This is a genomic window from Thermophilibacter provencensis, from assembly GCF_900128445.1.
Taxonomy (GTDB): domain Bacteria; phylum Actinomycetota; class Coriobacteriia; order Coriobacteriales; family Atopobiaceae; genus Thermophilibacter; species Thermophilibacter provencensis.
Genome location: NZ_LT671417.1, coordinates 1,261,555 through 1,286,016, shown reverse-complemented (window position 1 = coordinate 1,286,016; position 24,462 = coordinate 1,261,555). Strand labels below are relative to the sequence as shown.

At 69.3% G+C, this 24,462-nt stretch carries 25 protein-coding genes, 1 tRNA gene and 1 pseudogene; 7 read left to right on the top strand and 20 right to left on the bottom strand.

What is annotated here, in order from left to right:
- Nucleotides 1–147 precede the first annotated feature (147 nt).
- Nucleotides 148–831 (bottom strand): RluA family pseudouridine synthase, encoded by a 684-nt coding sequence (locus BQ7391_RS05840; protein ID WP_235858628.1) that lies wholly within the window; start codon nucleotides 829–831, stop codon nucleotides 148–150.
- A 252-nt stretch (nucleotides 832–1,083) separates the two neighbouring features.
- Here BQ7391_RS05840 and BQ7391_RS05835 point away from each other — a divergent pair, with 252 nt between their 5' ends.
- From BQ7391_RS05835 to BQ7391_RS05825, 3 genes are read left to right on the top strand one after another with little or no spacing between them, the layout of a single operon-like run.
- Nucleotides 1,084–2,415 carry an efflux RND transporter periplasmic adaptor subunit gene (locus BQ7391_RS05835; RefSeq protein ID WP_075279740.1) on the top strand — a complete coding sequence of 444 codons (1,332 nt, stop codon included), beginning with the start codon at nucleotides 1,084–1,086 and terminating at the stop codon, nucleotides 2,413–2,415.
- Nucleotides 2,416–2,417: 2 nt separating this feature from the next.
- Nucleotides 2,418–3,218: an ABC transporter ATP-binding protein gene (locus BQ7391_RS05830; RefSeq protein WP_083662128.1), complete on the top strand. Its 801-nt coding sequence runs from the start codon at nucleotides 2,418–2,420 to the stop codon at nucleotides 3,216–3,218.
- Nucleotides 3,215–4,468 carry an ABC transporter permease gene (locus BQ7391_RS05825; RefSeq protein ID WP_075279739.1) on the top strand — a complete coding sequence of 418 codons (1,254 nt, stop codon included), beginning with the start codon at nucleotides 3,215–3,217 and terminating at the stop codon, nucleotides 4,466–4,468. Before BQ7391_RS05830 ends, BQ7391_RS05825 begins: the two co-directional genes overlap by 4 nt.
- Before the next feature lie 211 nt (nucleotides 4,469–4,679).
- On the opposite strand, the gene hisS is transcribed toward BQ7391_RS05825, so the two are convergent.
- The gene (hisS, locus tag BQ7391_RS05820) at nucleotides 4,680–5,996 is read right to left on the bottom strand and encodes a histidine--tRNA ligase (RefSeq protein ID WP_075279738.1); all 1,317 of its coding nucleotides are present in this window, start codon (nucleotides 5,994–5,996) and stop codon (nucleotides 4,680–4,682) included.
- 377 nt (nucleotides 5,997–6,373) lie between these two features.
- On the opposite strand from hisS, the gene BQ7391_RS05815 reads away from it, so the two are divergent.
- Nucleotides 6,374–7,618: a hypothetical protein gene (locus BQ7391_RS05815; protein ID WP_075279737.1), complete on the top strand. Its 1,245-nt coding sequence runs from the start codon at nucleotides 6,374–6,376 to the stop codon at nucleotides 7,616–7,618.
- 282 nt (nucleotides 7,619–7,900) lie between these two features.
- On the opposite strand, the gene BQ7391_RS05810 is transcribed toward BQ7391_RS05815, so the two are convergent.
- Complete coding sequence (locus tag BQ7391_RS05810; RefSeq protein ID WP_075279736.1) at nucleotides 7,901–8,947, bottom strand: branched-chain amino acid aminotransferase; 1,047 nt, start codon at nucleotides 8,945–8,947, stop codon at nucleotides 7,901–7,903.
- 131 nt (nucleotides 8,948–9,078) lie between these two features.
- Between BQ7391_RS05810 and BQ7391_RS05805 the strand changes: the two genes are divergently transcribed.
- On the top strand, nucleotides 9,079–10,134 hold the full coding sequence (locus tag BQ7391_RS05805; RefSeq protein ID WP_075279735.1) for a threonine aldolase family protein: 1,056 nt from the start codon (nucleotides 9,079–9,081) through the stop codon (nucleotides 10,132–10,134).
- 88 nt (nucleotides 10,135–10,222) lie between these two features.
- Here BQ7391_RS05805 and BQ7391_RS05800 read toward each other — a convergent pair whose 3' ends face one another.
- A complete protein-coding gene (locus BQ7391_RS05800) occupies nucleotides 10,223–10,852 on the bottom strand; it encodes an HAD family hydrolase (protein ID WP_075279734.1) in 630 nt (209 codons plus the stop codon).
- A gap of 59 nt (nucleotides 10,853–10,911) precedes the next feature.
- Between BQ7391_RS05800 and BQ7391_RS12680 the strand changes: the two are divergent.
- Nucleotides 10,912–11,163 (top strand): annotated as a pseudogene (locus BQ7391_RS12680) (helix-turn-helix transcriptional regulator); the annotation flags it as partial.
- Here BQ7391_RS12680 and BQ7391_RS12745 read toward each other — a convergent pair.
- From BQ7391_RS12745 to BQ7391_RS05725, 15 genes are all read right to left on the bottom strand, one after another.
- Nucleotides 11,070–11,258 carry a hypothetical protein gene (locus BQ7391_RS12745; RefSeq protein WP_408033462.1) on the bottom strand — a complete coding sequence of 63 codons (189 nt, stop codon included), beginning with the start codon at nucleotides 11,256–11,258 and terminating at the stop codon, nucleotides 11,070–11,072. The pseudogene BQ7391_RS12680 and the gene BQ7391_RS12745 sit on opposite strands and share 94 nt — an antisense overlap.
- A 259-nt stretch (nucleotides 11,259–11,517) precedes the next feature.
- Complete coding sequence (locus BQ7391_RS05790; RefSeq protein WP_083662255.1) at nucleotides 11,518–11,652, bottom strand: 4Fe-4S binding protein; 135 nt, start codon at nucleotides 11,650–11,652, stop codon at nucleotides 11,518–11,520.
- A 127-nt stretch (nucleotides 11,653–11,779) separates the two neighbouring features.
- Nucleotides 11,780–12,406 (bottom strand): DUF47 domain-containing protein, encoded by a 627-nt coding sequence (locus BQ7391_RS05785; protein WP_075279733.1) that lies wholly within the window; start codon nucleotides 12,404–12,406, stop codon nucleotides 11,780–11,782.
- Between the two features lie 43 nt (nucleotides 12,407–12,449).
- Nucleotides 12,450–13,499: an inorganic phosphate transporter gene (locus BQ7391_RS05780; RefSeq protein WP_075279732.1), complete on the bottom strand. Its 1,050-nt coding sequence runs from the start codon at nucleotides 13,497–13,499 to the stop codon at nucleotides 12,450–12,452.
- A 216-nt stretch (nucleotides 13,500–13,715) separates the two neighbouring features.
- The gene (locus BQ7391_RS05775; protein ID WP_075279731.1) at nucleotides 13,716–13,922 is read right to left on the bottom strand and encodes a helix-turn-helix domain-containing protein; all 207 of its coding nucleotides are present in this window, start codon (nucleotides 13,920–13,922) and stop codon (nucleotides 13,716–13,718) included.
- A 197-nt stretch (nucleotides 13,923–14,119) separates the two neighbouring features.
- Nucleotides 14,120–14,195, bottom strand: a tRNA-Thr gene (locus BQ7391_RS05770).
- A gap of 118 nt (nucleotides 14,196–14,313) precedes the next feature.
- A complete protein-coding gene (locus BQ7391_RS05765; RefSeq protein WP_075279730.1) occupies nucleotides 14,314–15,504 on the bottom strand; it encodes a purine-nucleoside phosphorylase in 1,191 nt (396 codons plus the stop codon).
- A 10-nt stretch (nucleotides 15,505–15,514) separates the two neighbouring features.
- Complete coding sequence (locus BQ7391_RS05760) at nucleotides 15,515–16,426, bottom strand: hypothetical protein (protein ID WP_083662126.1); 912 nt, start codon at nucleotides 16,424–16,426, stop codon at nucleotides 15,515–15,517.
- Nucleotides 16,427–16,528: 102 nt separating this feature from the next.
- A complete protein-coding gene (locus BQ7391_RS05755) occupies nucleotides 16,529–17,092 on the bottom strand; it encodes a hypothetical protein (protein WP_075279729.1) in 564 nt (187 codons plus the stop codon).
- A 31-nt stretch (nucleotides 17,093–17,123) separates the two neighbouring features.
- Nucleotides 17,124–17,906 carry an NYN domain-containing protein gene (locus tag BQ7391_RS05750; protein ID WP_075279728.1) on the bottom strand — a complete coding sequence of 261 codons (783 nt, stop codon included), beginning with the start codon at nucleotides 17,904–17,906 and terminating at the stop codon, nucleotides 17,124–17,126.
- A 60-nt stretch (nucleotides 17,907–17,966) separates the two neighbouring features.
- Entirely contained in the window at nucleotides 17,967–19,028 is a 1,062-nt protein-coding gene (locus BQ7391_RS05745) for an NAD(P)-dependent oxidoreductase (RefSeq protein WP_075279727.1), read from the bottom strand.
- A gap of 102 nt (nucleotides 19,029–19,130) precedes the next feature.
- Complete coding sequence (locus tag BQ7391_RS05740; RefSeq protein ID WP_075279726.1) at nucleotides 19,131–20,177, bottom strand: DegV family protein; 1,047 nt, start codon at nucleotides 20,175–20,177, stop codon at nucleotides 19,131–19,133.
- The gene (hpf, locus tag BQ7391_RS05735) at nucleotides 20,167–20,760 is read right to left on the bottom strand and encodes a ribosome hibernation-promoting factor, HPF/YfiA family (protein ID WP_075279725.1); all 594 of its coding nucleotides are present in this window, start codon (nucleotides 20,758–20,760) and stop codon (nucleotides 20,167–20,169) included. The genes BQ7391_RS05740 and hpf overlap by 11 nt, the downstream gene beginning before the upstream one ends.
- A gap of 128 nt (nucleotides 20,761–20,888) precedes the next feature.
- On the bottom strand, nucleotides 20,889–21,845 hold the full coding sequence (locus BQ7391_RS05730) for a substrate-binding periplasmic protein (RefSeq protein WP_075279724.1): 957 nt from the start codon (nucleotides 21,843–21,845) through the stop codon (nucleotides 20,889–20,891).
- A 499-nt stretch (nucleotides 21,846–22,344) separates the two neighbouring features.
- On the bottom strand, nucleotides 22,345–23,076 hold the full coding sequence (locus BQ7391_RS05725) for a ComF family protein (protein ID WP_075279723.1): 732 nt from the start codon (nucleotides 23,074–23,076) through the stop codon (nucleotides 22,345–22,347).
- Nucleotides 23,077–23,347: 271 nt separating this feature from the next.
- Here BQ7391_RS05725 and BQ7391_RS05720 point away from each other — a divergent pair, with 271 nt between their 5' ends.
- Nucleotides 23,348–23,992, top strand: a complete 645-nt coding sequence (locus BQ7391_RS05720) for a hypothetical protein (protein ID WP_075279722.1) — start codon at nucleotides 23,348–23,350, stop codon at nucleotides 23,990–23,992.
- Nucleotides 23,993–24,029: 37 nt separating this feature from the next.
- Here BQ7391_RS05720 and BQ7391_RS05715 read toward each other — a convergent pair whose 3' ends face one another.
- Nucleotides 24,030–24,461, bottom strand: a complete 432-nt coding sequence (locus tag BQ7391_RS05715; RefSeq protein WP_075279721.1) for a hypothetical protein — start codon at nucleotides 24,459–24,461, stop codon at nucleotides 24,030–24,032.
- Nucleotide 24,462 lies beyond the last annotated feature (1 nt).

Sequence of the window (24,462 nt, the reverse complement as noted above, 5' to 3'; positions counted from 1 at the left end):
GGATCCCCGCCGCCGCGGCGCCGGCGCTGGAGCGAACCGTCGCCTCTCCCCCGCGGGGCCGGCGCGCGGAGCCGAGGGGCGGCCTGACGAGAGGAGCCGTCGCGAACCCCTGTGCCTCTCCTGGGCGGGGGTTCGCGGCATCTCCGCTCAGACGGCGTGCCAGACGCGCGCCCCCGGGGGCGGGACCGGCCAGAGGCGCTCGGGCCAGGCGGTCTCGAGGCGCAGGAGTCTCCCGGTCACGGGATGGACCACCTCCTCGCGCCAGGCGTGCAGCAGCAGGCCCTCCGCGCTTCTCGCCCCGCCATAGAGCTCGTCGCCCACAATGGGGAACCCCATCGAGGCGAGGTGCACGCGAATCTGGTGGCGCCTGCCGGTGAGGAGCTCCACCCGGAGCAGCGAGCGGCCGCCCGCGCTCGCCACGCGCCGCACGCGCGTCTCGGCGGGCTTGCCCTGTCCCGGCCGGCAGGCGCGCATGCGCCGGGCGTCGTGGCGGTCACGCCCGATGGGTCGGTCTATCAGGCGCTCCCCTCCCGGGAACGCCCCGCGCACCACCGCGAGGTAGGTCTTGCGCATGTCGTGGCCCGCCACCTGACGGTCGAGCTCCGCCTGCGTGGCGCGGTCGAGCGAGAAGAGCACGAGCCCCGTGGTCCCCATGTCGAGGCGCTGCACGGCCTGCGGCCGCGCCTCCGGGCGCCCCCTTGCCGCAAGGTGCTCCGCCACGGCGTCCGTGAGCGCGCGAGCCCCGGTGCCGTCCCCGTGCACGAGCATCCCCGCCGGCTTGTCGCAGGCGAGGAGGGCCTCGTCCTCGTAGATGATGCGCACGCCGTCCACGCCTGCCTCCCCTTCGTCCCTACCAGCATACCCGTGCGGGGCTCCGGGCGGGCGTGACGCCCCGCGGGCGCACGCGGGGCCCAAGGGCGCCCCAAGTGTGACAGTATCGTAAGCTCTACCGCTCACCTGCTCTTTTGCCGCCCCTCGTCCCCTCGGTCGCCCCGTTTGGGATGGCGCGGCGCACGCCGATGGTCTACGCTCGGCCCATCCGTTCAGCCGGCCTTCAGCCTGCCGAGAGAGGCGGTCCCCACCATGACGCGCGACGACCTCAAGATGAAGCTCCCCCACTCGGAGACGGATGTCGCCCCCGAGGCCGAGGAGGACGTCGAGGAGCGCCTCGCCCTCGAGAGCCTCCAGCGGCACCGCCGGGCGAGGCGGCGCAAGAAGGCCATAGCGGCGGGCGTCGTGGGCGGCGTCGTGCTGGCGGCGGGCATCGCCTGGGCGGTCCTGACCTCGACGTCGAGCCAGCCCGCAGAGGAGGCCCCGCTTCAGACGATCCCGCTCATGCGCGGGGAGTTCTCCGAGTCGGTGCAGGCCACGGGAACGGCCCAGCCGCTCACCTCCGTCGTGGTGACGCCCGAGGCCGACGGCGTCATCGCTTCCGTGGACGTGGCGCTCGACGACGCCGTGGCGGAGGGGCAGGTCCTTCTCACCATCAGGAACGACGAGCTCGACCGCGCCGTCAAGCAGGCCGAGCTCGACCTCAGGACCAAGCGCGCCGAGAACGACGCCGTGCAGAAGGCCTACAACGAGCTCTACTACGCCGCCCGCGAGGAGGGCGCGGACGAGGCGTGGGACGCCGCCAACGCCAAGCTCATCGAGCTGGAGACCTCGCGCCTCAACCTGGAGATCGCCCAGGACGCCTACGACGACGCCGTCGCCACGGCGGCCGGACGCACCGTCAAGGCGCCGGCGTCCGGCTCCGTCGTGGCGCTGAACGCCGTCACGGGCGCGTCCGTCGGCACGGGCGGGACGACGTCTTCCGGCGCCGAGGGCGGCGGCTCGGGCCCGCTCGTGCAGATCGCCGACCTCTCCCAGATGACCGTCAAGGTGCAGGTGAACGAGGTCGACATCTCTCGCATCGCCGTGGGGCAGGCGGCGCGCGTGACCTTCTCGGCGCTCCCGGGCGCCATGCTCGACGCGCAGGTGACCCGCATCTCCACCACGGCGACGGCAGACCCCTACGGCGGCTCCGGCGGGGTGGTCACCTATGACGTCGAGCTTCTCATCCCCGAGCCCGCGCCCGAGCTCAAGCCCGGCATGACGGCGAGCGTGGAGATCCTCATGCAGAGCGTGCCCGACGCGCTCACCGTGCCCGTCTCCGCGCTCATGACCGACGACGGCGTCTCGTACTACGTCTACGTGATGGGCGACCCCGAGACCGAGGCGGTGGAGCGGCGTGACGTGAGCGTGCCCGCGCAGAGCGACACCACGGCCGTGATCGAGGGCGACGTTTCCGAGGGCGACCTCGTGGTGCTCGACCCGTTCTCCGTCGACCCGACGTCCGTCGGGGACGCCGCGGCGATCGGGGCCTCCGAGCTCGACGGGGCGGGCGCGGCGACGGCCGACGCCCCGGCGGCCTAGCCATGTCCGCCGTCATCGACGTCCGCGGCCTCTGGCGCATCTACGAGACGGCCGCCGGCCATACCACCGCACTGCGCGGCGTCTCCCTCCAGGTGGCACGCGGCGAGTTCCTCGCCATCATGGGCCCGTCGGGCTCCGGCAAGTCCACGCTCATGAACACCCTCGGCTGCCTCGACCGACCGACGGCCGGCTCCTACCGGCTCGAGGGCGTGGAGGTCTCCGAGCTCTCCGAGGACGACCTCGCGCACGTCCGCTCCAGCAGGCTCGGCTTCGTCTTCCAATCGTTCAACCTGCTGCCGCGCGCCACGGTGCTGCGCAACGTGATGCTGCCGCTCGTCTACTCCGACCGCCCCGTGCGCGACCGCGAGCTCGCCGCCTGGCGCGCCCTGCGCTCGGTCGGCCTGCCGGAGGAGCACTACCTCCACCGGTCCAACGAGCTCTCCGGCGGCCAGATGCAGCGCGTGGCCATCGCGCGGGCGCTCGTCAACGACCCGGCCATCATCCTCGCCGACGAGCCGACCGGCAACCTCGACACCGCCACCGGAGAGATGGTCATGCGCACCTTCCAGCGCATGCAGCGCCGCGGCAAGACCATCATCCTCATCACGCACGACCCGGAGGTCGCCGCCTGGGCAGACCGCACCGTGCACATCCGCGACGGCAGGCTCTTCTCGGACGAGGAGGAGCGCGCCTACCTCGCGGGCCTCGCGCGAGTCGAGGAGGGCGCGGCCGCCGGCCCCTCCCCGACCTCGTCCGCCGCTCAGAAGAACCGCTCACGGCTCCTGGGGGTGCCCTGCCTATGAAGTTCCGCGACCTCGCCTACGAGACCTCGTCCGCGCTTCTCGCCAACCGGGCGCGAAGCCTCCTCACCATCCTGGGCATCGTCATCGGCATCGCGTCCGTCATCGCCATGACGGCCCTCATCGACGGCGTGAAGGCCCAGCTCGTGGGCCAGCTCGGCCTCAACATGTCCCGCACGGTCAGCATCACCTGCTGGCCTCCCGGCAACCAGCCGCTCGACCAGGGCGACATCGAGGAGATGGGACAGGCGCTCGCGGGTGACTACGAGTTCGTCACCGGCTACACCTACGCAGGAGGCCCGGCCTCGTCGAGCACCGCCGAGGTGGAGTACCTGAACATCACCGCATGCGAGCCGGCCTATTTCCAGGGCATGGGGCTTGCCGCCACGCAGGGCAGGCTCTTCACCGAGGAGGAAGAGGAGGACGGCGCGATGGTCGTCGTGCTCGGCGGGTCCTCGGTGCAGAACCTCTTCGGCTCCCCCGACGCGGACTGCGTGGGGAAGACCGTGCGCATCGGGTCGTCGCAGTACACCGTCGTGGGCGCGATCAAGACCGACACGCCCTACCAGAGCGACATCGCCTACATGCCGGCGTCGACCGCCGTCACGCGCCTCATCGGACAGGGCGGATACAGCTCCTGGCAGATCCTCGGCTTTGCGCGCGAGGGGTCGGACATGTACGCCGTGGCCGCCAACACCGAGAGCTATCTCTACCAGCGCTACGACATCCCCTACCCCGAGGAGGGGCAGACCTCCTTCTCGAGCGACGAGGGCTACGTCTACGTCCAGACGGCGCAGGCGCTCATCGACCAGCTCGACGCCACGACGGCGACCTTCCGCATGCTCGCGCTCGCAGTGGCGAGCATCTCGCTTCTGGTGGGCGGCATCGGCATCATGAACATGATGCTCACCAACGTCACCGAGCGCATCCGGGAGATAGGCCTGCGCAAGGCGCTCGGAGCCCGGCGCGGTGACATCACGGGGCAGTTCCTGCTGGAGAGCGTGACCATCTGCATCGTGGGGGGCGTCATCGGCGTGGGCGTGGGCTACGGCGGGGCGTGGCTGCTCGCAAGCGTGGCGGGCTCGGCCTTGAGCTCGATGATGGGCGGGAGCGGGGAGCTCGTGCCCGTCATCTCCCCCGCGACCGTCGTTGTGGCGACGGTCATCTGCGTGGGGATCGGCGTCGTCTTCGGCTGGTACCCGGCGCGCCGCGGCGCCAGGATGGACCCCGTCGAGGCCCTGCGCTACCAGTAGGTCGTCGCCATGCCGCTGGCGTCAGGCCTATGTGGCGCGGCGGCCCGGCTTTACGCCTCCCCCCGACTTTGTAGTGCAGTCTCCTGGCACGAGCCGAAGTACACTACAAAAAGGGAATCGGCAAATGCGCTGGTAGAAGAATTGTTATCAATTAGGTCGTACTTAAGGTGACCCCCGGGAAGCACACTACAAACCCGCGGCGCCCGACGCCCTACCCGAGGCGGGCCCTCACGGCCCCGGCCAGCTCCGCCATGGGCACCTGGGACTGCTCGTGCGTCGACATGTCGCGCAGCGTCGCCACGCCTGCGGCGACCTCGTCGCCGCCGAGCACCACGCACAGGCGCGCGCGCAGCTTGTCGGCCTGCTTGAACTGGGACTTGAGCGAGCGGCCCTGGTAGTCGGCCTCGGTGCGCACGCCTGCCGCGCGAAGCGCCAGGCACGCGTCGAAGGCCGCCAGGCGCTCCGCCTCGCCGCCGGTCGTGGCAACGTAGACGCAGCTCGGCTCCTCGCCGCCCATCTCGACGCCGGCCGCCGCGAGGGCGAGCGCGATGCGCTCGAAGCCCACCGCAAAGCCGAGGCCCGGCGTGGGCTTGCCGCCCTCGAGCTCCACCAGGCCGTCATAGCGGCCGCCGCCGCCGATGGCGCCCACGCCAGCGCCCACGGCCTCGACCTCGAAGACCGTGCGGGTGTAGTAGTCCAGGCCGCGCACGAGCGTGGGGTCCTCCACGTAGGACACCCCAGCCGCGTCCAGGTAACGCTTCACGGCGGCGTAGTGGGCGGCGCACTCGTCGCAGAGGTTGTCCGGGGCGAGCGGCGCGCCCTTCATGACCTCGCGGCAGTGGTCGTTCTTGCAGTCGAAGGCGCGCAGGGGGTTGATCTGGGCGCGCTCGAGGCAGTCCTCGCACATCTCGCCCGCGTGGTCGAGGATGAACGCGCGGACCTTGTCGCGGTAGGCGGGACGGCACGCGGCGTCACCCATCGAGTTGATCACGAGGCGCAGGCTCTCGCGGGCAAAGCCCAGGCGCTCGAAGTACTCCATGAGCATGATGACGCACTCGGCATCGGCCGCCGGGTCGCTCGCGCCGAGCCACTCGACGCCCACCTGGTGGAACTGGCGCAGGCGCCCCTTCTGCGGACGCTCGCCGCGGAACATCGCCTCCGCGTACCAGAGCTTGGCCGGTGCCGCGCCCTGCGGCACGAGGTTGTTCTCCACCACAGAGCGCACCACGCCGGCCGTGCCCTCGGGGCGCATGGCCATGCGCTGGCGCGGCTTGAGGTGAGCCTCGGAGCCCTTCTCCAGCAGGTCGCCGAAGAGCGCTCCCGAGACAACGCGGAACATCTCCTTGCGCACCACGTCCGTGGACTCGCCGATACCGTGCACGAAGGTGTCGACCTGCTCGATGGCCGGCGTCTCGATCATGTCGAAGCCGTACGCGCCAAAGAGCTCGCGCGCCACGTCCTGCATGCGCTGCCAGGCGCGCATGTAGCCGCCGTAGAGGTCCTCGGTACCCTGAACCTTCTGTGCCATCGTGCGATTCCCTTCTCGCGCCGGTTTTCCAATCGTTCAGTATACCCCCACGGGCGGCCCGTTCTTCTCGCACGCCCCGCCGAGGGCGTTGCAGAGGGCGGGGCTATGGCAATCTCCGCTCGCGGGGCGTTGCCTAAAAATGGGTTGTGGCAGCGCGCCAGAACAGCCATCTGGGCTTTTGTGATGTCACGTTGCGAGAAGCGGGGTCGTGGCAGCCCCAGCCCTGCCACAACCCCATTTTCCGCTACGCCCCGTCGCGCCAGACTGCCACGACCCCGAAAACCGCAGCGCCCAGCCCGTACGCGCCGCGAGAAGGACGTGCCGTCCGGCCCCGCTGCTACAATGTGGCCACGCCACCGCCCTGTAAGGAGGCGCCCATGGGACGCGCGCGCTCCGCTCTTCTCGCCCTGCTCGTCACCTGCTGCCTTGCCGCCTGCGGCGTCCCCATCGACTCGCCCGCGCCGAGCGAGGCAGAGGTGCTTGACTACGCCGCGCTCCAGTGCCCCAACGAGGGCTTCGAGGTCGTGGCGTCCGAGGAGGTGCGCGAGGTTCCGCAGAAGGTCGTCTACACGCTGCGCTCGACCGAGCGCGACCTCACCTTCACCGCCTCTGGCGAGATAACCGAGCCCGTGAGCGGCAAGTTCCCCTCCGGGCCCAAGCCGCGCGTGTCTTGCGACTACCCCTCCGCAGTCAGGGACCTCTACCACGACGACGTCGTCACGGAGCTCTCGGAGCGGATTGCCGGTCAGGGCGAGTCGGGCATCATCTTCTTGCCCGACTGGCCAGAGCTCTACGTGCGCAACTATGCCCAGCTCGAGGAGGCGCTCGCGCTGCTCGAGGAGGTCGACGCCCTCTACGAGCCCGAGCTTTCGTACAACCCCGCCGAGTGGGTCCGCGAGAACGCCTCCACGAGCGTGGCCATCCGCTGGTTCGACGGCACTTTCTCGGCGGAGGACGGCGATCCCACGGGCTGGAAGCAGCTGGGGGACGTCGCGCTCTACGGCGAGCTTGACGCCGAGGAGGACCTCGAGACGCTCGCAAGCGCCTATGCCCAGCTCATCGCCGACGGCGTGGCGCCGGCCGACGCCACGCTGCCCGAGCGCCTCCTGGAGGCGCTGCACCGCACCACCATCGACCGCATCGCGGTGCGCGGCGAGGAGGTCCCGTTTGGCCTGGGCGAGACCTCCTGGGGAGACGCCACCAACCCCTACCAGCGCGACCACATCTCCGCCGGCGGGGGCGTCGTCGCCCACTGGAGCGACGAGCAGGGCTGCTACCTCGTGCGCGTCAACATGGACGGCACGGACCCGCGCGACCGGGACGAAAGCGGCTCGTGGCTCGTCCAGCAGGTGGCCCAGCTCGCGGGCGGAAGCTACGAGAAGGACGCAACCGGGTTCTCGTGGGAGGTCGGCGACGTGCGGGGCCACATGGAATACGTCGGCATGGAGAACAACAGGAAGGTCGCGCGCCTGGAGCTCAACGGCCGCATCAGCACGGTGAGCTGCAGCGCCGAGGAGGCGGGCCTCTCTGACGCCGTGGCAATGCCGGTCGAGGACTTCGCGGCCCTCTTCGACCTCACGGCCAGCGTCGACGAGGCGGAGGGCGTCATTCACCTGGAGTAGGCTACAAGCCTCCGGGTACGTACACCTCCCGTCCGGGTACGTACAACCCCACGCCGGGTGCGTACTAAGTTGTGAGTTTGATACACTTTCGCCACCATGCCTACCTGCGGATTTGTCGCACGGGTCAATGCCTCAACAGGGAAGTCGCGTACGTACCCGGGCGGGTGGTGTACGTACCCGGAGCCGACCCGCTCCAGGGCGGGGCGAGGGCCGGCGCAAGCGGCCGCCCCCACCCAGGCGGGCAGGGGCGGCTGACGGACGACAGGTTCTTCTCGCCTGGCGCTAGGCGATCTTGACGACCCAGCCCTCGGGGCCCTCGACCTCGCCGGCCTGGATGCCGGTGAGCGTCTCGCGCAGCTTCGCCATGACGGGACCGACGTGCTCCATGCCGCCCTCGCCGAAGACGACCTCGACGTCACCGTTGACGACCTTGCCCACCGGGGAGATCACGGCCGCGGTACCGCACATGCCGCACTCCACGAAGGCGCCGCTCGCGACCTCCTCGAAGGTGACCGGGCGCTCCACCACGGTCATGCCGAGCATCTCGCGCGCCACCTGCACGAGGCTGCGGCGCGTGATGGAGGGCAGGATGGAGTCGGTGGCGGACTGCGGCACCACGATCGTGCCCTCGCGGTCCACGAACATGAAGTTGGCGCCGCCGGACTCCTCCACGTAGGTGTGGGTCTGCGGGTCGAGGAACATGTTGTCCGCGAAGCCCTCGGCATGCGCCTGGACGCTCGGGTAGAGGGACATCGCATAGTTGAGTCCGGCCTTGATGGCGCCGGTGCCGTGCGGGGCGGCACGGTCGTACTCGGGGACCTTCACGGCGACCGGCTTGACGCCGCCGGAGTAGTAGGGGCCCACGGGCGTCACGAGGATGCGGAACTGGTACTCGTCGGCCGGCTTGACGCCGATGACGTTGCCGGTGGCGACCATGAACGGGCGGACGTAGAGCGTGGCGCCCGAGCCAAAGGGCGGCACCCATGCCTCGTTGGCCTTGACGACCATCTTGACCGCCTCGACGAACTTGTCCTCCGGGAACGGCGGCATCACGATGCGGCGAGCGGAGTCGGCCATGCGGGAGGCGTTGAGGTCAGGGCGGAAGCAGACGATGTCACCGTCCTTGGTGGTGTAGGCCTTGAGGCCCTCGAAGACCTCCTGGCAGTAGTGGAAGATGCCCGCGCACTCGGAGAGCGTGAGGGTGTGGTCGGTGGTGAGGCCGCCCTCCTCCCAGGTGCCGTCGTGATAGTTGCAGACGTAGCTGTAGTCGGTGGGCTGATAGGCAAAGCCGAGGCTGCCCCAGTCGATGTCCTTCTTCTCCACTGCCATGATTGCCCCCTCGTGCCGGGATTGTGTGCTGCGCAAACGATAAACCCATTCAGGGCGAGAAGAACGACAGGTTGCGGAGGTTGTAACATTGCGGGGACACCAACCCCTTGCCGAGAGAGCCGAGGCCCACCATGCGCATGTTCCGCAACGACTACTCAGAGGGCGCTGCGCCCGAGGTCCTGGCCGCGCTCGTGGCCACCAACGACGAGCAGACGCCCGGCTACACCGAGGAGGGAGACGCCCACTGCGAGCGCGCCCGTGAGCTCGTCCGCGCCGCGTGCGGGCGCGACGACGTGGACGTGGAGTTCTGCGTCGGCGGGACGTCGGCCAACGTGATCGGCGTGACGGGGCTCCTGCGCGACTGGGAGGGCGCCGTCTGCACGCCGGACGCCCACATCAACGTGCACGAGACGGGCGCCGTGGCCGCCTGCGGGCGCACCGTGCTGCCCACGGACGACCGCGACGGCTTCCTCACGCCGGAGGCCGCAGAGCGCGTCTGGCGCTTCCAGACCTCCACGGGCCGCCACATGACGCGCCCCGGCTGCGTCTACATCTCAAACACCACCGAGCTCGGCGGCGTGTGGGACCTCGCGCGCTTCGACGCCATCTGCGACTGGGCGGACGACCGCGGCCTGCCGGTCTTTCTCGACGGGGCGCGCCTGGGGTCGGCCCTCACCTCACCGGCCGCCGGCGGCCTCACGCTGGAGCACATCGCCGCGCGCTGCGGCGCCTTCTACATCGGAGGCACCAAGAACGGCCTGCTCATGGGCGAGGCCATGGTCATCTCGCACCCGCGCCTGCGCGAGGCCTTCCCCTACCTGCAGAAGGAGCGCGGAGGCCTGCTCGCCAAGGGGCGCCTGCTGGGCGTGCAGTTCGAGGCGGCCTTCGCCCGTCCGGCGGACGGCGGCGAGGCGCTCTACTGGCGCCTGGCGAGAAACGCCAACGAGTGTGCGCTGCGCCTGCGCGACGGGCTCGTGCGCCTGGGCTTCACGCCCTACGGCGAGGCACCCTCCAACCAGCAGTTCTTTGTCACGAGCGCCGAGCAGCGCGACGCCTTCGAGGCGGCGTGCGGCGCCGAGACCTTCTACGATCTGGGCGACGGCCGCGTGGTGACGCGCTTCGTGTGCTCCTGGGCCACCGGCGAGAAGGACGTCGACGAGCTCCTGGCGTTTGCTGCAACCCTGTAGAGGTCTTTCTGACAAAGGTTGACAAAGGCGACAGGGCAAGTTGTCATGAAGGAATTCATGACAACTTGCCCTGTCGCCTTTGTCAGGATTAGCAGAAAGAATTGATGACCTCGTCGGCGGCGCTCACGTCTTGGACGATGTCGCATCCGGTATAGGCTATGACATAGCAGCCGGCCGCCTTCGCCGAGGCGATGCCCGTCGGCGAGTCCTCCACGGCCACGCAGGCCGACGGGCGCACGCCCAGAAGCTCCATCGCGCGCAGGTACGGGTCGGGCGCCGGCTTGCGGTTCTCGACCATGTCCCCGCAGACGATGGCGTCGAAGCGGCTCAGGATCCCCAGCCGCGCGAGCGCCGTGAGGATGCAGCGCGAGACCGTCATCGACACGAGCCCAACCTTGACGCCGCGCGCCCGCAGGTCGTCCAGCAGCTCGGTCGCCCCCGGCTCCACCGAGAGCGAAGCCTCGGCATACGTTCGGTAGCAGTCGTCACGCAGGCGCTCGTAGTCGTCGATGGTCCCCGCCACGTGATGGCGCTCGAGGATGGGCGGAACCGTCACGCGGTCCTCCCCGCCCGTGAGCACCTCGAGCTCCTCGCGCGAGACCTCCGCGCCCATCTGACGCAGGATGTCCTGCGCCAGGTAGAGGTTCTCGATCTCGGTGTTGCAGAGCGTTCCGTCAAAGTCAAAGAGCACGGCGTCGAGGCTCTCGGGTCGTGGCATTGCTCCTCCAAGGGGACGGCTGCAGTCCCCGTCAGTGTACCAGACCCCCGCTGACCTGCATGTCAAAGCATTTTGACACGATGCGGCACCCACGCCGCCCACCCAACGGATACGCTGTCAGCAGCCGAGGAAAGCGAGGGACCATGGATGTGGGCACGCGCGTACGAGAGCACCGCGAGGCCGCCGGCATGCGCCAGGACCAGCTTGCCGAGCTCTGTCACGTGAGTCGCCAGACCGTCTCAAACTGGGAGCGCAACAAGACGCTGCCCGACATCGTCAGCCTCAAGGTCATGGCGAACGAGCTCGGCACCACCGTCGACGCCCTCGTCGGCGACGACGTTCCGGAAATCAGGCGCCGCGCCGACGAGAGGGCGCGGGCGTTGGCCGCGCTCTTCACGGCCAACATGCTCTTCTCGCTGTTCGTCGAAGTCAGCGTCACCGGCAGCGCATGGAATCTGAGCCCCGTCTTCTCCACGCAAGGATGGGCGTATCTCCATTGCGCCGTCTTTGGGGCATGGCTTATCGCCCTCGTCGCCTCCTGGCGCCTTACCAGGCATCTCGAGCTCGTCAACGTCTATGACCTGCTCCGCTATCTCAACGAGCACCCCTCGCGGGGCGGCGCCGCCCCGTCATCATTCTTGCCGCGCGATGCGCGCCGCACGCCGCTAGCCCGCGAACCTCTCCGCGAACCCGGCCAGCGTGCCGGGGATGTCGATCTGCTGCGGGCAGACCGCCGCGCAGCTCCCGCAGCCGATGCAGGCGCTCGGGCGCTTGTCCTCGGGCAGCGTCCCCACGAACATGCTCGGGATGAAGCCGCCCCGCCTGCCGGCCTCCGGGTTTCTAAGCGAGAGTTCCGCGCAGCGCACTCTCGTGTGAAACCCGGAGGCCGGCAGGCGGGGCGGCCCCACACGCGAGACGTTCTTCTCGCTACGCGTCCTTCATGATGATGTCGCGAACGATGCCGGAGACGCGATCGCACGCGTCGAGGCAGAGCTCCATGCGGTCGAAGATGCGCAGCCAGCTGACCGCGTACTTGCCGCTCGCGTCCTCCTCGTCGGAGAAGAGGCGGCGCAGCGCTTTCTGATAGACGGTGTCGCCCTCGTCCTCGACGGTGCCGATCTCGATGGCCTTCTCCAGGACGATGCGGTCCTTCTTGTAGTCGGGCAGGTGGTTGATCATCTCCTGCATCTCGGTCACCGCGTGCACGGTGAGCTCGGAGATCTGCTTGGCCTCGAGGCGCAGGTCGGAGAGGTTGAAGAGGTCAAGGCGGACCGCCACGCCGTACATGGAGTCAACGACGTCGTCCATGGCGAGGGCGAGGGAGGAGATGTCCTCGCGGTCGATCGGCGTGATGAAGGAGGTGTAGAGCTTGGCCATGATGGCCTTCACGCGCTCGTCGCAGGTGGACTCGTAGACCTTCATCTGCGGGATGCTGCTCATCGACTCGGGGAACTCCGCGATGATGGCATTGTACGCGTTCGCGGCCTCGGTGATGAGGGCGGCGAACTCCTTGAGCATGGTGTAGAACTCGTCTTCCTTCTTGATGCGGGGCATGGCAACTCCTTTGTCTGTGGCGAGAAGAACGCGCGCTCGGCGCTTAGAACAGGACCAGGAAGAGCTTGGCGAGGATGAAGCCGATGATGCCGCAGCCCGGGAACGTGAACACCCAGGTGAGGACCATCTCCTTGGCGACGCCCCAGTTGACGGACTTGGGGTCCTTGGCTGCGCCGGCGCCCATGATCGCGGCGGTCTTGGTGTGCGTGGTGGAGACGGGAAGGCCCGTCAGCGTGGCGATGAGCAGGCTCGCCGTGGCCGAGACGGAGGCGGCAAACCCCTGGTACTTGTCCAGGCGCACCATCTCCATGCCGACCTTCTTGATGATCTTTTTGCCGCCGACGGCCGTACCGATGGCCATGACCGCGGCACAGAGGACCATGATCCAGAGGGGGAAGCCGCCCATGTCGCCGACCGTCATGTTGAGCGAGAGCGCGATGGCGAGCATGGCGGTGGACATGAACTTCTGGCCGTCCTGCGCGCCGTGCATGAGGGCCACGCCCGCAGCGCCGAGCACCTGCATGCGACCGAAGAAGTTGTTAGCCGTCCGCCGGTCGGCGTTCTTGCACGCGATGGGGATGATCTTGGAGATCGCCCAGCCGGCGAGAAAGCCGAGCACGGTGGAGAGCGCGAGGCCATAGACGACCTTAATCCACTCGGCGCCGTTCACGCCGTCAAGGCCGCCGGAGACCGCAAGTGCGGCGCCCGTGAGGCCGGCGATGAGGGCATGGCTCTCCGAGGTGGGGATGCCGAAGGCCCAGGCTCCGAGGCCCCAGGTAACGATGCCCACCGTGGCCGCGGCCAGCGCAATCAGCGCCGCATGGGAGTCCCCGCCGAAGTCGACCATGCCGGAGATGGTGTCCGCGACGGCGGTGGAGATGAACGACATGGCGACGAGGCCGACGAAGTTGCAGATGACGCTCATAAAAATCGCCGAGTCCACGTCGATGGAACGAGTTCCGACGGGCTCGGCGATGGCGTTGGCCGCATCAGTGGCACCGTTGACGAAGATAGTGCCCATGACGAGGACCATGACGATGATCAGGAAGGGATTGCTCGACAGGACGCCGAGAAACTGTTCAAAGCTAATCAAGGGCGTGCTCGCTTCCTCACCGGCCACCAAGGCGGCCATTTGTCACAGCTTTGTTAACGCTTGATAAGGATAGCGTAAGGTCGTCCCAAATAGCGCGAAAAGCGGCCAAAGGCGGCCTCCGTTCGCCGTTGCTTACAGAGAGCTTACAATACGCGACGCGAAGGTCCTCCGTCCATGCGTGACGCGTGCGGACACGGAGCGCCGCCCGAGCATGCCCTAGGGTTCGACGTAGTCGATGAGGTCCCCCGGCTTGCAGCGAAGCACCTGGCAGAATGCCTCGAGCTGCGCAAACCGTATGCCTTGGACCCTCCCCCGCTTGATGCAGGACACGGTCACCTCGGAGACCCCCACGCGGGCGGCGAGCTCCTTGGAGGTGATCTTTCGCTGCGCGAGCATCCTGTCGAGCCTCATCACGATGGGCATCGCGATCCCGTCCTCTCATATCGGCCTGGGTCCGTCCCTCATGTCCTCTTCCACTCTAATCCGTCATGTACTTATTCTATTACATGTAGTCACTAATATTCTCTATGATAATTTTCAAACAATATTTTTCACATTGAACCACCTTGAGATAAGAAAGCAGCCCGGGGCCACATGGCCTCCGGGCTGCGAGATTACGCTGGAGCCAGCTACCAGACTCGAACTGGTGACCCCCGCTTTACGAGAGCGGTGCTCTACCAACTGAGCTAAGCTGGCGTATCAGCAGATAAGTACTATACGAGATGCGCGGTCGCGGCGCAACCCCCGTTTTTCTCGCCCTGCGACGCAGCATCCCCCTTCCGCGCCCCGGCCCGCCGCCCGGCGCCGCGTGGCCCTACAGCAGGCGCAGCACGCCGCGCACGAGGCGCTCGAAGTCCTCGGCATACTCCCCCGCCGTCGCGAGGACGCTGTCGTGGCTCACCGAGGGGGCGCCAGACTCGTTTGCGGCAAGCGTGAGGCCAAGCACGCTCATCCCGAGGGCGCGGGCCATGATGACCTCGAGCACCGTGGACATGCCCACGTAGGAGACGCCGAGCGCGCGCAGCGCCGCCACCTCGGCCGGAGTCTCGAAGCAGGGGCCGAGCACGCCCGCATAGACGCCCTCCTCCACGGCGATGCCGAGGTCGTCGGCCACGCCGCGGGCGATGGTGCGCAGGTAGGGAGAGTACGCGTCGTTCATGTCAACGAAGGGGCTGTCCACGTCGCGCAGGCCGTCCCACTCGGCGAGCGGGTTGCGGCCGGTGAGGTTGACCTGGTCCGTGAGGATGCCCAGTCCCACGTGCGCCTGGCCGGGCACGGCGCCCGTCGCGCAGGCGAAGACGATGTCGCGGCAGCCCAGATGGTGCGCATGGCGCACGAGCGAGGTCACCTCGGCGGCGGAGTAGCCCTGGTAGAGGTGGATGCGCCCGGGATAGACCACCACGGGGACGCCGTCGATCGTGCCCACCGTTGCCTCGAAGCGATGCCCCGGCACGGGGCGCGCCGTGGCCGGGAAGCCGTCGATGTCCTGGTAGTCGATGCGCCGGACCGGGCGCACGAGCGTCCCCAGATGCCCCAGCCCGCTTCCGAGCACGATGGCGACGGGATGCTCCACGCTCGGCTTGCAGGCGCGGACGGTGTCCTCGGTGACCATGCAGATCCCCTCCCTCGCGAGCCGGTCGGCAAGGACGCCCCGGCCCGGAACAAGTCTTCCAGAGTAGGTTCCATCGTAGACGAGTCCGACGCCGCACGACGGGCTCTTTGCCTTGAGCACGGCGAGCGTCGCCCCAAAGCGGGCGACCGAGGCGGCGCAGGCCTCGGCGCCGCGGGCGAACGCCCCCGTCACGTCCTCGCCCGTGGCGAGAAGGACGCGCCCCCCAACCCGCTCGGCCGGAGGCCGGGGACACGGGAGGCCCGCCGCGCGCTCGGGGCAGACGCGGCAGGCCTCGGTCTTTGACGCAAGTTCCATGACCTCGCCCGTCGGCTTGGCTCCCCCATCGTAGCGGACGGGCTCGCCGAGCAGGCAGGCGCTCACGCAGACGCGCACGCGCGCCCCGCTAGGAGGCCACGAGCGAGCCCACCTGGACGGTGGCGTTGGAAAGCAGGTTCCTCGTGTAGGCGACCCACTCCTCGCTCACCTGCGTGGCCACCTCGGAGTAGTTGTTCGACGCCACCTGATAGGCCGCCTCCGCCGCGGCGTAGGTGGCGGAGTCGTTGGTGATCTCGTAGCTCGAGAGCGTGGCGTAGTAGTCGCCGTCCTGGCGTGCCCAGGTGCCCGCCTCGGAGTCCCACTCGTCGCCGAGAAGCTCGATGATGTAGCTCGCATAGTCGGCCGTCGGGGTGTCCTCCGCGCCCTCCTCGGGCTCGGTAGGCGCCGTCGGCGCGTCGGGCAGCGGCGTGGAGACCACCGAGTCGCGCAGCTTGGACATCGTCGCGGAGTCGGCGATGGTCGCCTTGGCGATCTCCTCGTCGATGCCGTAGTTGCTCGCGATGGTGGCGTAGTCGCTCGTGCCGAACATCTGCTCGGCGAAGGCCGACACCTCGTCGTCCGAGACCGTGGCGCCCTGCGCCGCGGCGTCGGCCAGGACCACCGCGTTCTGCGCGTAGGTCACGACGTCGTTAGCCGTGGGCACGTTGTAGGTGCCGTCCTCGTTGGCGGCGTCCTCGACGCTCGAGTTCTGCTCGATGACCTCGCGCGCGGTGATGCCCGTCGTCTGGCCGTTGTAGGTATAGGTGGCGATGGTGCTGTCAAGCTCCTGCTCGGAGAGCGTCGTCTTGCCCGCAAGCGCCACGCCGGCAGACGCGCCCGCTCCGGCGCCGCCGAGCAGGAAGTGGCCGCAGAGCACGCCCACCACGAGCACCACCACGCAGATGGCCACCCACGCCGGCGTGCCGAGCCCCCGACCCTTCCCGTCTGCGGTCGAGAGCGGCGAGTTCTTCTCGCCCGCGGTGCTGTTCTTGTCTGCCATGGGTCTCCCCTCACCTCGGCCGCGCCCGCCCGGGCGCGGCCACCACAATCAATTCGTCTGATTCTACTCCCGCGCGGCCGCGCTCCTCGCGGCCCCCACAAGCTATGAAAGAGCCTGAACGATCTCCGCCGAGAAGGACTTGATGTAGCCAGAGCCGCTCTCGGAGTCGAACTTCACGCGCGCGGCGAGCGCCTTTCTCGTGGCGTCGGAGGCGTTCCCCTGGGCGAGGGCGAGCAGCGCGGCGAGCATGTCGCGGTACTCGGCGTCACCGTGATAGCACTGGATGGCCTCGTCGATGAGGGGCCACACCTCGTCGGAGCGCTCGGGCGAGCTCGCGCCGAGGCGGCACAGGAAGACGAAGGCGGCAAGCCGCACCGTGGCCGACCCGTCGTCGAAGAGCGACGCCTCGGCTCCGTCGAAGGCGCCCGTCACGCTGTCCGGGTCCTTCTCGGCGATGGCGGAGAGGGCGTCGAGCACCTCCCAGCGCGTCTGCGCCTCGGGGCGGAAGAGCGCGTCCACGAGCGCGTCGACGTGCGGGAGAAGCGTCTCGGGCCTGCTGCGCGCCACGAGCGCGAGCGTGTGTGCGACCTCCTGGCGGCGGCGCCTGCTCGCGCCGGAGAGCTCCTCAACGAGGCCGGAGACCTCGGTAGCTGCGGTATCTGCCATGTTCCCAACTCCCTTGCTTGTAAAGCCGAACCTACTCGCTGAACCCGTCGACCACGGCCGTGCCGCTCTTGGGGTCCTGGTGGATGTCTATGAACCCGAGCTTGGACGCCTCGCGCAGAAGCGCCGTGAACGAGCGGTAGCCGTACGACGCCTCCGAGAACTGCGGGCGCTTGCGCTTCATGGTGTCCTTGAGGCGCGAGGCGAGGATGAACGAGTCGCTTTCGCGCTGCAGCGCGTCGATGGTCTCGAAGAGCAGCTGGTAGCACTTCTCCCGCTCCTTGGGGACCTTGCCCTGGAAGTCGGGGATGCCCGGGCCGCGCGTGATGTCCTCGTAGAAGATGAACTCGTCGCAGACCTCGGCCAGAAGGGTGCTCGTGGCCTCCTTCATGCCCACGCCGATCACGGTCTTGCCGAACTCCTTGAGCTTGGCGACGAGCGGCGAGAAGTCCGAGTCGCCGGACAGGATGGCGAAGGTGTCGATGTGGTCCTTGGTGAGGCAGATCTCCATCGCGTCCACCGCGAGGCGGATGTCAGCGGAGTTCTTGCCGGTGTAGGCGCGGTCGGGAATCTCTATGAGCTCGATTCCGAGCTCGTGGAGGGGCGTGATGGCATCGGTGAAGCGCTGCCAGTCGCAGTAGGCGCGCTTGGCCGTGATGCGCCCCTTGTCGACAAGGCGCTCGAGTATGAGCTTCACGTCGGGGAGCGGGCCCGGCTCCTGGTGGCCGTTGCGCTTGCGCCTGCCGGTGCCGAGGGCGAGGTTCTCGTAGTCGATGAGCACCGCGATGGAGCTCTGGGGGGTGTCAGTCGCACTCAAAACTAGTGGTTCTCCTTATGTGAATTGGGGACAGTCCCCAATTTGCAGATATGTTTGATATTACTCGTGGTGATGGCAGTGGCACTCGTGGCCGTCGCCGTGGTCGTGGTGGTGCCCGCCGCAGCACTCGTGGCCGTCGCCGTGGTCGTGGCCGCAGGAGCACTCGTGGCCGTCTCCCTCGTCCTCGCCCTGGTCAAGGAGCGACCAATCGAGCCCGGCCGCCTTGCAGGTCTCCTCCTCCTGGTAGAGCAGCGTGAGCGCCTGCGTGCCCATGCGCGACCCGCCGATCTGGCAGAGCATGTCGAGCAGCGTGAAGGCGGTCTCCGCGCCGGGCAGCGTGATGTCCAGGTCCTCCGAGCGGCGCAGCGCCAGCGCGACGTCCTTGCGCAGGTGCTCGACGAGGAAGCCCGGCTTGTAGTCGCCCGCGAGCGACTTGGGCGCGAGCGTCCTGGAGGCGCCGGAGCCGCCGGTGCCGTTGGCGAGCACCTCGAGCATGAGCTCCGGATCGATGCCGGACTGCTGGGCGAGCGCGAGGGCATCGGCATAGCCGACCATGCACGAGACGAGGCTCACCTGGTTGCAGAGCTTGGCGGTCTGGCCGCCGCCCGGCTGGTCGAAGTAGAAGCGGCGGGACGAGAAGGACTCGAGCACGGGCAGCACGCCCTCCACGTCCTTCTCTGCAGCGCCGACGATGAGCGTGAGAGTGCCGTCGATCGCGCCCTGCTCGCCGCCCGTGACGGGGCAGTCGAAGGCATGCTTGTCCTCGACCTCGGCAGCGTCGTGGATGTCGCGCGCGAGCTCGGGCGAGCTCGTCGTGAGGTCGATGAGCCAGGCGCCCTTCTTGGCGGTGCGGATGAGCCCGTCGGTGGCGAGGTAGACGTCCTCGACGTCCGTGGGGTAGCCGAGCATCGTGAAGACGACGTCGGCGTCTGCCGCGGCCTCGGCGGGGCTGTCCGCCCAGTGCGCGCCGCGGGCGAGAAGGGCCTCGGCCTTCTCGCGCGTGCGGTTGTGGACGGTGACGTCGTAGCCGGCGTCCATGATGTGGCCGGCGATGGGCGCGCCCATGATGCCGGTCCCGATGAAGGCGATCTTCCTGATCTGCAAGGGTGTTCCTTTCCTCATGCGCCAAGGCGGGCTGACAAAGGTGACAGGGTCGTTTGTCAGGTTTGCCAAGTCGGAAAACCTGACAAACGACCCTGTCACCTTTGTCAGCCCGGGGCCTGCCTACTGCCCGCGGACCTTGCGGGCGATGCGGTCCGTAAACGAGAGGGACTCGCGGCGGTCCTTGCCCCAGAAGAGCAGCGCGACCATGCCGGGCCCCACGTGGGCGCCGATGACGGGGCCCACAGAGCTGTAGATGATGGGGACGTCGGAGCAGCCGGGCTCCTTGCGGACCTGGTCGGCGAGCCAGAGCGCGTCCTTCTCGGCGTCCGCCGAGACGATGGCCATGGGGAGCTTCTCGTCCCCGCCCTCGGCGCCGAGGTAGTTGGCCCTGAAGTCCGCGATGATGGCGCGCAGGGCCTTCTTGCGGCCGCGGCACATGCCGCGCAGCGTGAGGGCGCCGTTGGTGTCATAGGAGAGCTCGGGCTTGATGTCGAGCTTGCCGCCCACCGTGGCCGCCGCCGGCGGGATGCGCCCGCCGCGGGCGAGCGCGTCGAAGGAGTCGAGCGTGAAGTAGCCGTGGACGTAGTAGCGCGCCTCCTCGGCCCAGGCCACCAGCTCGGCCGCGGTGAGGCCGTTGGCGACCTGTCGCACGGCCTCGATGGCGAGAAGCTCGGCCGCGGCAGACGGGCAGACGTTGTCGACGACGTAGATCTGGAAGTCCGGGTGCGCCTCGCGGACCATGTCCGCCGCCTGGCGCGCGGCGTCCACGCTCGAGGAGAGGCCGCGCGTGAAGGCCAGGTAGACCGTCGGGGTGCCCTCGGCTGCGGCGCGCTCGAAGACCTCGAGGTAGTGGCCGGGCGTGACGGCCGAGGTGGTGACGTGCTCGCCGGCGCGCATGCGCTCGTAGAAGTCGTGCGCGCTCATGGTCTCCCACAGGTCGTCGGCGTGCTCGCCGTCCGACATCACGTAGGGAAACGGGATGACCTCCACGCCGAGGGCACGCGCCACCTCGGGCGCAAAGTCGGCGCAGGAGTCAACGATGAGGTTGACGTTCCCGCGCGCGTGATACGCGCGGCCCAGGCGCGCGGCCTCCCGCGACGCCTGGGCGTTGGTGTCGACCTCGTTCTCGGCGGCCGTGACCGCCGCGGACTCAGTGCTACTGCTCATTCTCTTCCTCAATCTTGGGCTTGATGATTCCGTAACCGCCATTCTTTCGATGATAGATGACGTTGACAAGCCCGGTGGTGGCATTGGTGAACACATAGAAATCGTGGCCGATGAGGTCGGTCTGGACGAGCGCCTCCTCCTCGGTCATGGGCAGGAGGTCGACGTACTTCTCGCGGACGAGCTGGTCGTCCTCGGTCTCGTCCTCGGTGGGCTCGATGAGGGCGGCGAGGTCCTCCTGGGTGACGGTGCCCGTCTTGGCGGCGGCGACGCGCTGACGGCGGTCGATGACGCGCGTCTTGTACTTGCGGAGCTGGCGGGTGACCTTGTCGGCCGCCTCGTCGATGGCGGCGTACATGTCGTCGGAGCTGGCGACGACGCGGACCACGTTGTCACGGACGAAGACGGTGACCTCGCAGGTCTTCCGCTCGGGGTTGGAGGGGTTCTTGTCAACGCGAAGGACGACATCGCAGGTCATCGGCTTGATGTCGAACACCTTGAGGGCGTTGCCGACCTTCTCCTCCACCTGAGCGCGCAGGGAGTCGGAGACACCTACCTTGCGACCAGAGATCTTGATGTCAACCATGCTTGCCTCCTTACGATTGCCATGGACGGGGCGGATGGGCGCCGGCGTCCTTACGACTCCTATACCCAAAAGCGTCGCGCGCGTTGCGTCGGGCGCCGACGGACGCGCGGACGGGGCGAGCGGGCCCGCTAGACGGCGACCCCGGAGAGGCGCGAGGCCTCGGTGAGCGCCGGAAAGACGCCGATCCAGCGGGTCTTGGCGATGTCTGCCACACCGTTGCCCTGAATCGCGTCGAGCGCGGCCTGGACGGAGGACTGGAGCCCCTGCGAGGCGCTCGACGAGACGCCCACGCCCACGGCGACGGGCGCGTCAAGCGTGCCGGCGAAGAAGCCGGCATCGTAGGTGCACGAGAGGTACGCTCCCGCATAGGCGTCGCAGACGACGTAGTCGACGGAACCCGAGGCGAGCGCGTCGAAGGCCTCGTTGAGGTTGGAGAAGGTCTGCTCCACGGCGCCGAGGCCGAGCGAGGCGAGCGTGGACTGTGAGACGGAGTTGGCCTGGACGCCCACCGTCTTGCCCGAGAGGTCCGCCGCGGCGATCGGCGCCGTCACCTCGGTGGCGGCAAAGACGCCGAGCGCGGACTGAGCGTAGCTGCCGAGCACGGTCACGTCCGTCGCGCTGCCCGCCTCGACGCCCATGACCACGTCGCAGTTGGAGGCCAGTGCCGCGGAGGCGTTCTGGACCGAGACGATCTCGACGTTTGCCATGCCGAGCTCGTCGGCGAGGGCGTACGCAGTGTCGACGTCAATCCCCACGAGCGAGCCGTCGGTCGCCGAGAAGGCGAGCGGGGCGGACTCCGCTGCCTCGATGCCCACCGTGAGGGTGCCGGGGGTCTTGAGGTCGGCGTCGGACAGGGCAGGCGTCAGGTCCGCGCGACGCTGCTCGCGCGCCTCCGCGACGGACGTCTCGTCGAGCAGGCCGTCGACTGCGCCGCCTATTGCCTGCCCCACGCCCGAGAGCGCCTCCCCCGCCCCGCCGAGGGCGTCGGTCACCTCGGTGGGAACGCCGGAGCACCCGGCGAGAAGGGCGAGCGAGAGCGCCGCGCCCACGACGGAGATGATGGTGTTCGTACGGTTGCGCTTCATGGCCTGCCCTCTTGTCCCTCTCGGTACGGTCTCGATCGTCTCACCCAGCTGACCTGGTCTTTGACCCCACACCCGCGCACCGGGGACGTCGCTTGCGGCGCCGCGGCGCCTCCACTGTTGCCCCTCTCGCCCGCGAGGCCGGATGCCTCATGCGTATAACGGGCGGTGCGACTTACCTCTAGGACGAGCCATGATCGCTCGGGCGCGCACGCCCGAGCTTACGTGGATCCCTTTGCCCTCGTCTGGCATGGACTTGGGCGGACCCGGCGCCGCAGCGCCCGCCCCAGGGGGGCGCCCGCCCGCAACCACAGACCTGGGTTGAGACTCTGCCAGTATAACCGCCGCTCGCGAGCGGCGCGACCCCGAGTGGGGCGGACGGCAGGTAGCGCCGCCCACGCGGGGGGGCGTGATGGAGGGGCGCGCGGGCGTCGGCTCCCCCTCATGGCCGCCGCGCGGGGGCGAGGCGACAGGCCTCGAGGCCGCCCACGGGGCGCCCTGGTCACCAGACGCGCGCGAGCACGCAGGCCGTGACCGACGCCGCGCCCCGACCCTCGAGCGAGCGCACCGCCTCGGCGATCGAGGCGCCCGTCGTCGCCACGTCGTCAAGCAGCAGCAGCCGCGCGCCCGAGACGTCGCCCACCGCCCGCATGGTGCCCGCGAGGTTGCCCGCGCGCTCCTCCCGGCCGAGCGCGCGCTGGTCGCGGGCGGCGCCGCGTACGAGCACGTCGGCGAGCGGCAGCCCCAGCTGGGCCGCGAGGGGCCGCGCGACGAGCTCCATGTGGTCGAAGCCGCGCCGCCCGAACGCCTCCGCGGTGGCCGGCACGAAACAGACCGCGTCGGTCGCCGCGACGTCGAAGCGCGGGGCGCCGTCGGCGCCGGGCCAGGCGGACGCCTCCTCGAGCGCGCAGAGCATGGCGGCCGCCATCACGGGCGCGAGTCGCAGCTCGTGCGCGTCCTTGAGGCAGGTGACCATGCGCGCGGGCGTCCCCCGGAAGCCGAGCGCGGCCACGGTCGCACGCGCGGGCCAGTCCCCCCGGCACTCCGTGCAGGTGAGAAAACCGTACGGCGCGCCGCAGACCGGGCACGCCAGTCGCTGCTCGACCCACGGCAGCGACGCGCGGCACTCCTCGCAGACGAGCTCCCCCGGCTGCTCGCAGCCCACGCACCGCGTGGGGCTGACCAGCTCCGCAACCGCGTCGCCGGCCGCGCGGGCCATGGCGAGAAACAACATGCGACCCCCTTCCGGTCGGATGGGGGTCGCTCGGTGGGGGCAGTGTAGCACGCCGCGGGCACGCACGTCCTTCTCGAACGCCCTTCTCGCACGCCTTTCTCTCCCGCCCGTCCCCCCTCGCGTTTGCACGAGCAAACTCGAGCGACTCGCTCGGGGCACGCTGCGGACACGGGCCTCCTAGCTGCGCAAACGCAAATGGACTATGCTGGAGGCAGAATCTGCCAGCGGAGTTTGCGCGAGCAAGCGCGGCAGCGCGCGGGAGGGAGGGAACGTGCGCGAGAAGGACGTGCGGGGCGATGGGGGCGACGGCCCCGCGCCGACGCCTGCCGCCCCTCGGACTCCGCTCCGGGTGGCGCTTGTCAACGCGGGCGCCTGGGGCGCACGGTCCGCTGCGGACCACCTGCTCGCGGACCTCGCCGAGGCCCTTCCCGTGTACGCCCGCATGGCGGGCGTGGAGCCCCCCGAGGTGACGAAGGCCCCGCGCCCCGGGCAGGGCGCCGTCGTCCTGGGATGCGAGTCCCGCGCGGACGAGCCGCCCGCGTGCCTCATCGACCTGCTCGAGGGCTCGGGAGGCGGCCTCGCGCCCGGCATGCGCGTCTATGCCCTCTCCGTCACGGGGCTCTACGAGCCCGAGCGAGCGCTCCCCTCCCTCGATGCGATCGGGCAGGCCTGCTCGGCGAGCGGTGCGCGCTGGATGGGCGGCGTGGCCGTGGGCGGCGGCGGGCTAGTCCTCCCCACGGCGGGGACCCCGCGCATGGGCATCTGGAGACGCCAGAGGTCCGAGGCCGTCGACCGGCTCATCATGGCGATCCTCTCGGGCGCCGAGGCGGGGGTCATCCTCGCGCGTCCCCCCGTGCCGAGGTGGGGCTACCGGCTCGCCCGTCGGATCGGCACGGGGCCGGAGGCCACCGCATGAGCCGGGCGCGGGCAGGACGCGCGAGCGTCCAGAAGCCCTACGCGAAGACCGCCCTCAGCACGAACCCCACGACCACCATGATCAGGAGCGCGCCGCCGAAGTTACGCAGCGCAATAGGAGTGACCGCGTCCTGGGCCTCGTTGGCGTTGAGGTTCTCGCACCAGGTCTTCTCGCCGCACGCGGGACAGGCAAGGCGCTTGGCAACGTAGTGGTAGCGGGGCTGGCTCACCAGCGCCACGCCCTTGGCGCGCGTCCGCGTGGTCGAGCGGGCGCGACGCATCCCGGGACGCGCGAAGTCACGCGGGGCGAGGTCGAACTCCGCCCCGCACCTCTCGCAGCGCATGCGATAGGCGAGCCCCGAGGCATCGACCTCGGCCAGCGTCCGACGCCACGCGGCCACGAAGAGGGCGACCATGGCGACGCAGCACGCCAGGATGACGAGAAGGACGACGACGAGCGAGGCGGGCATG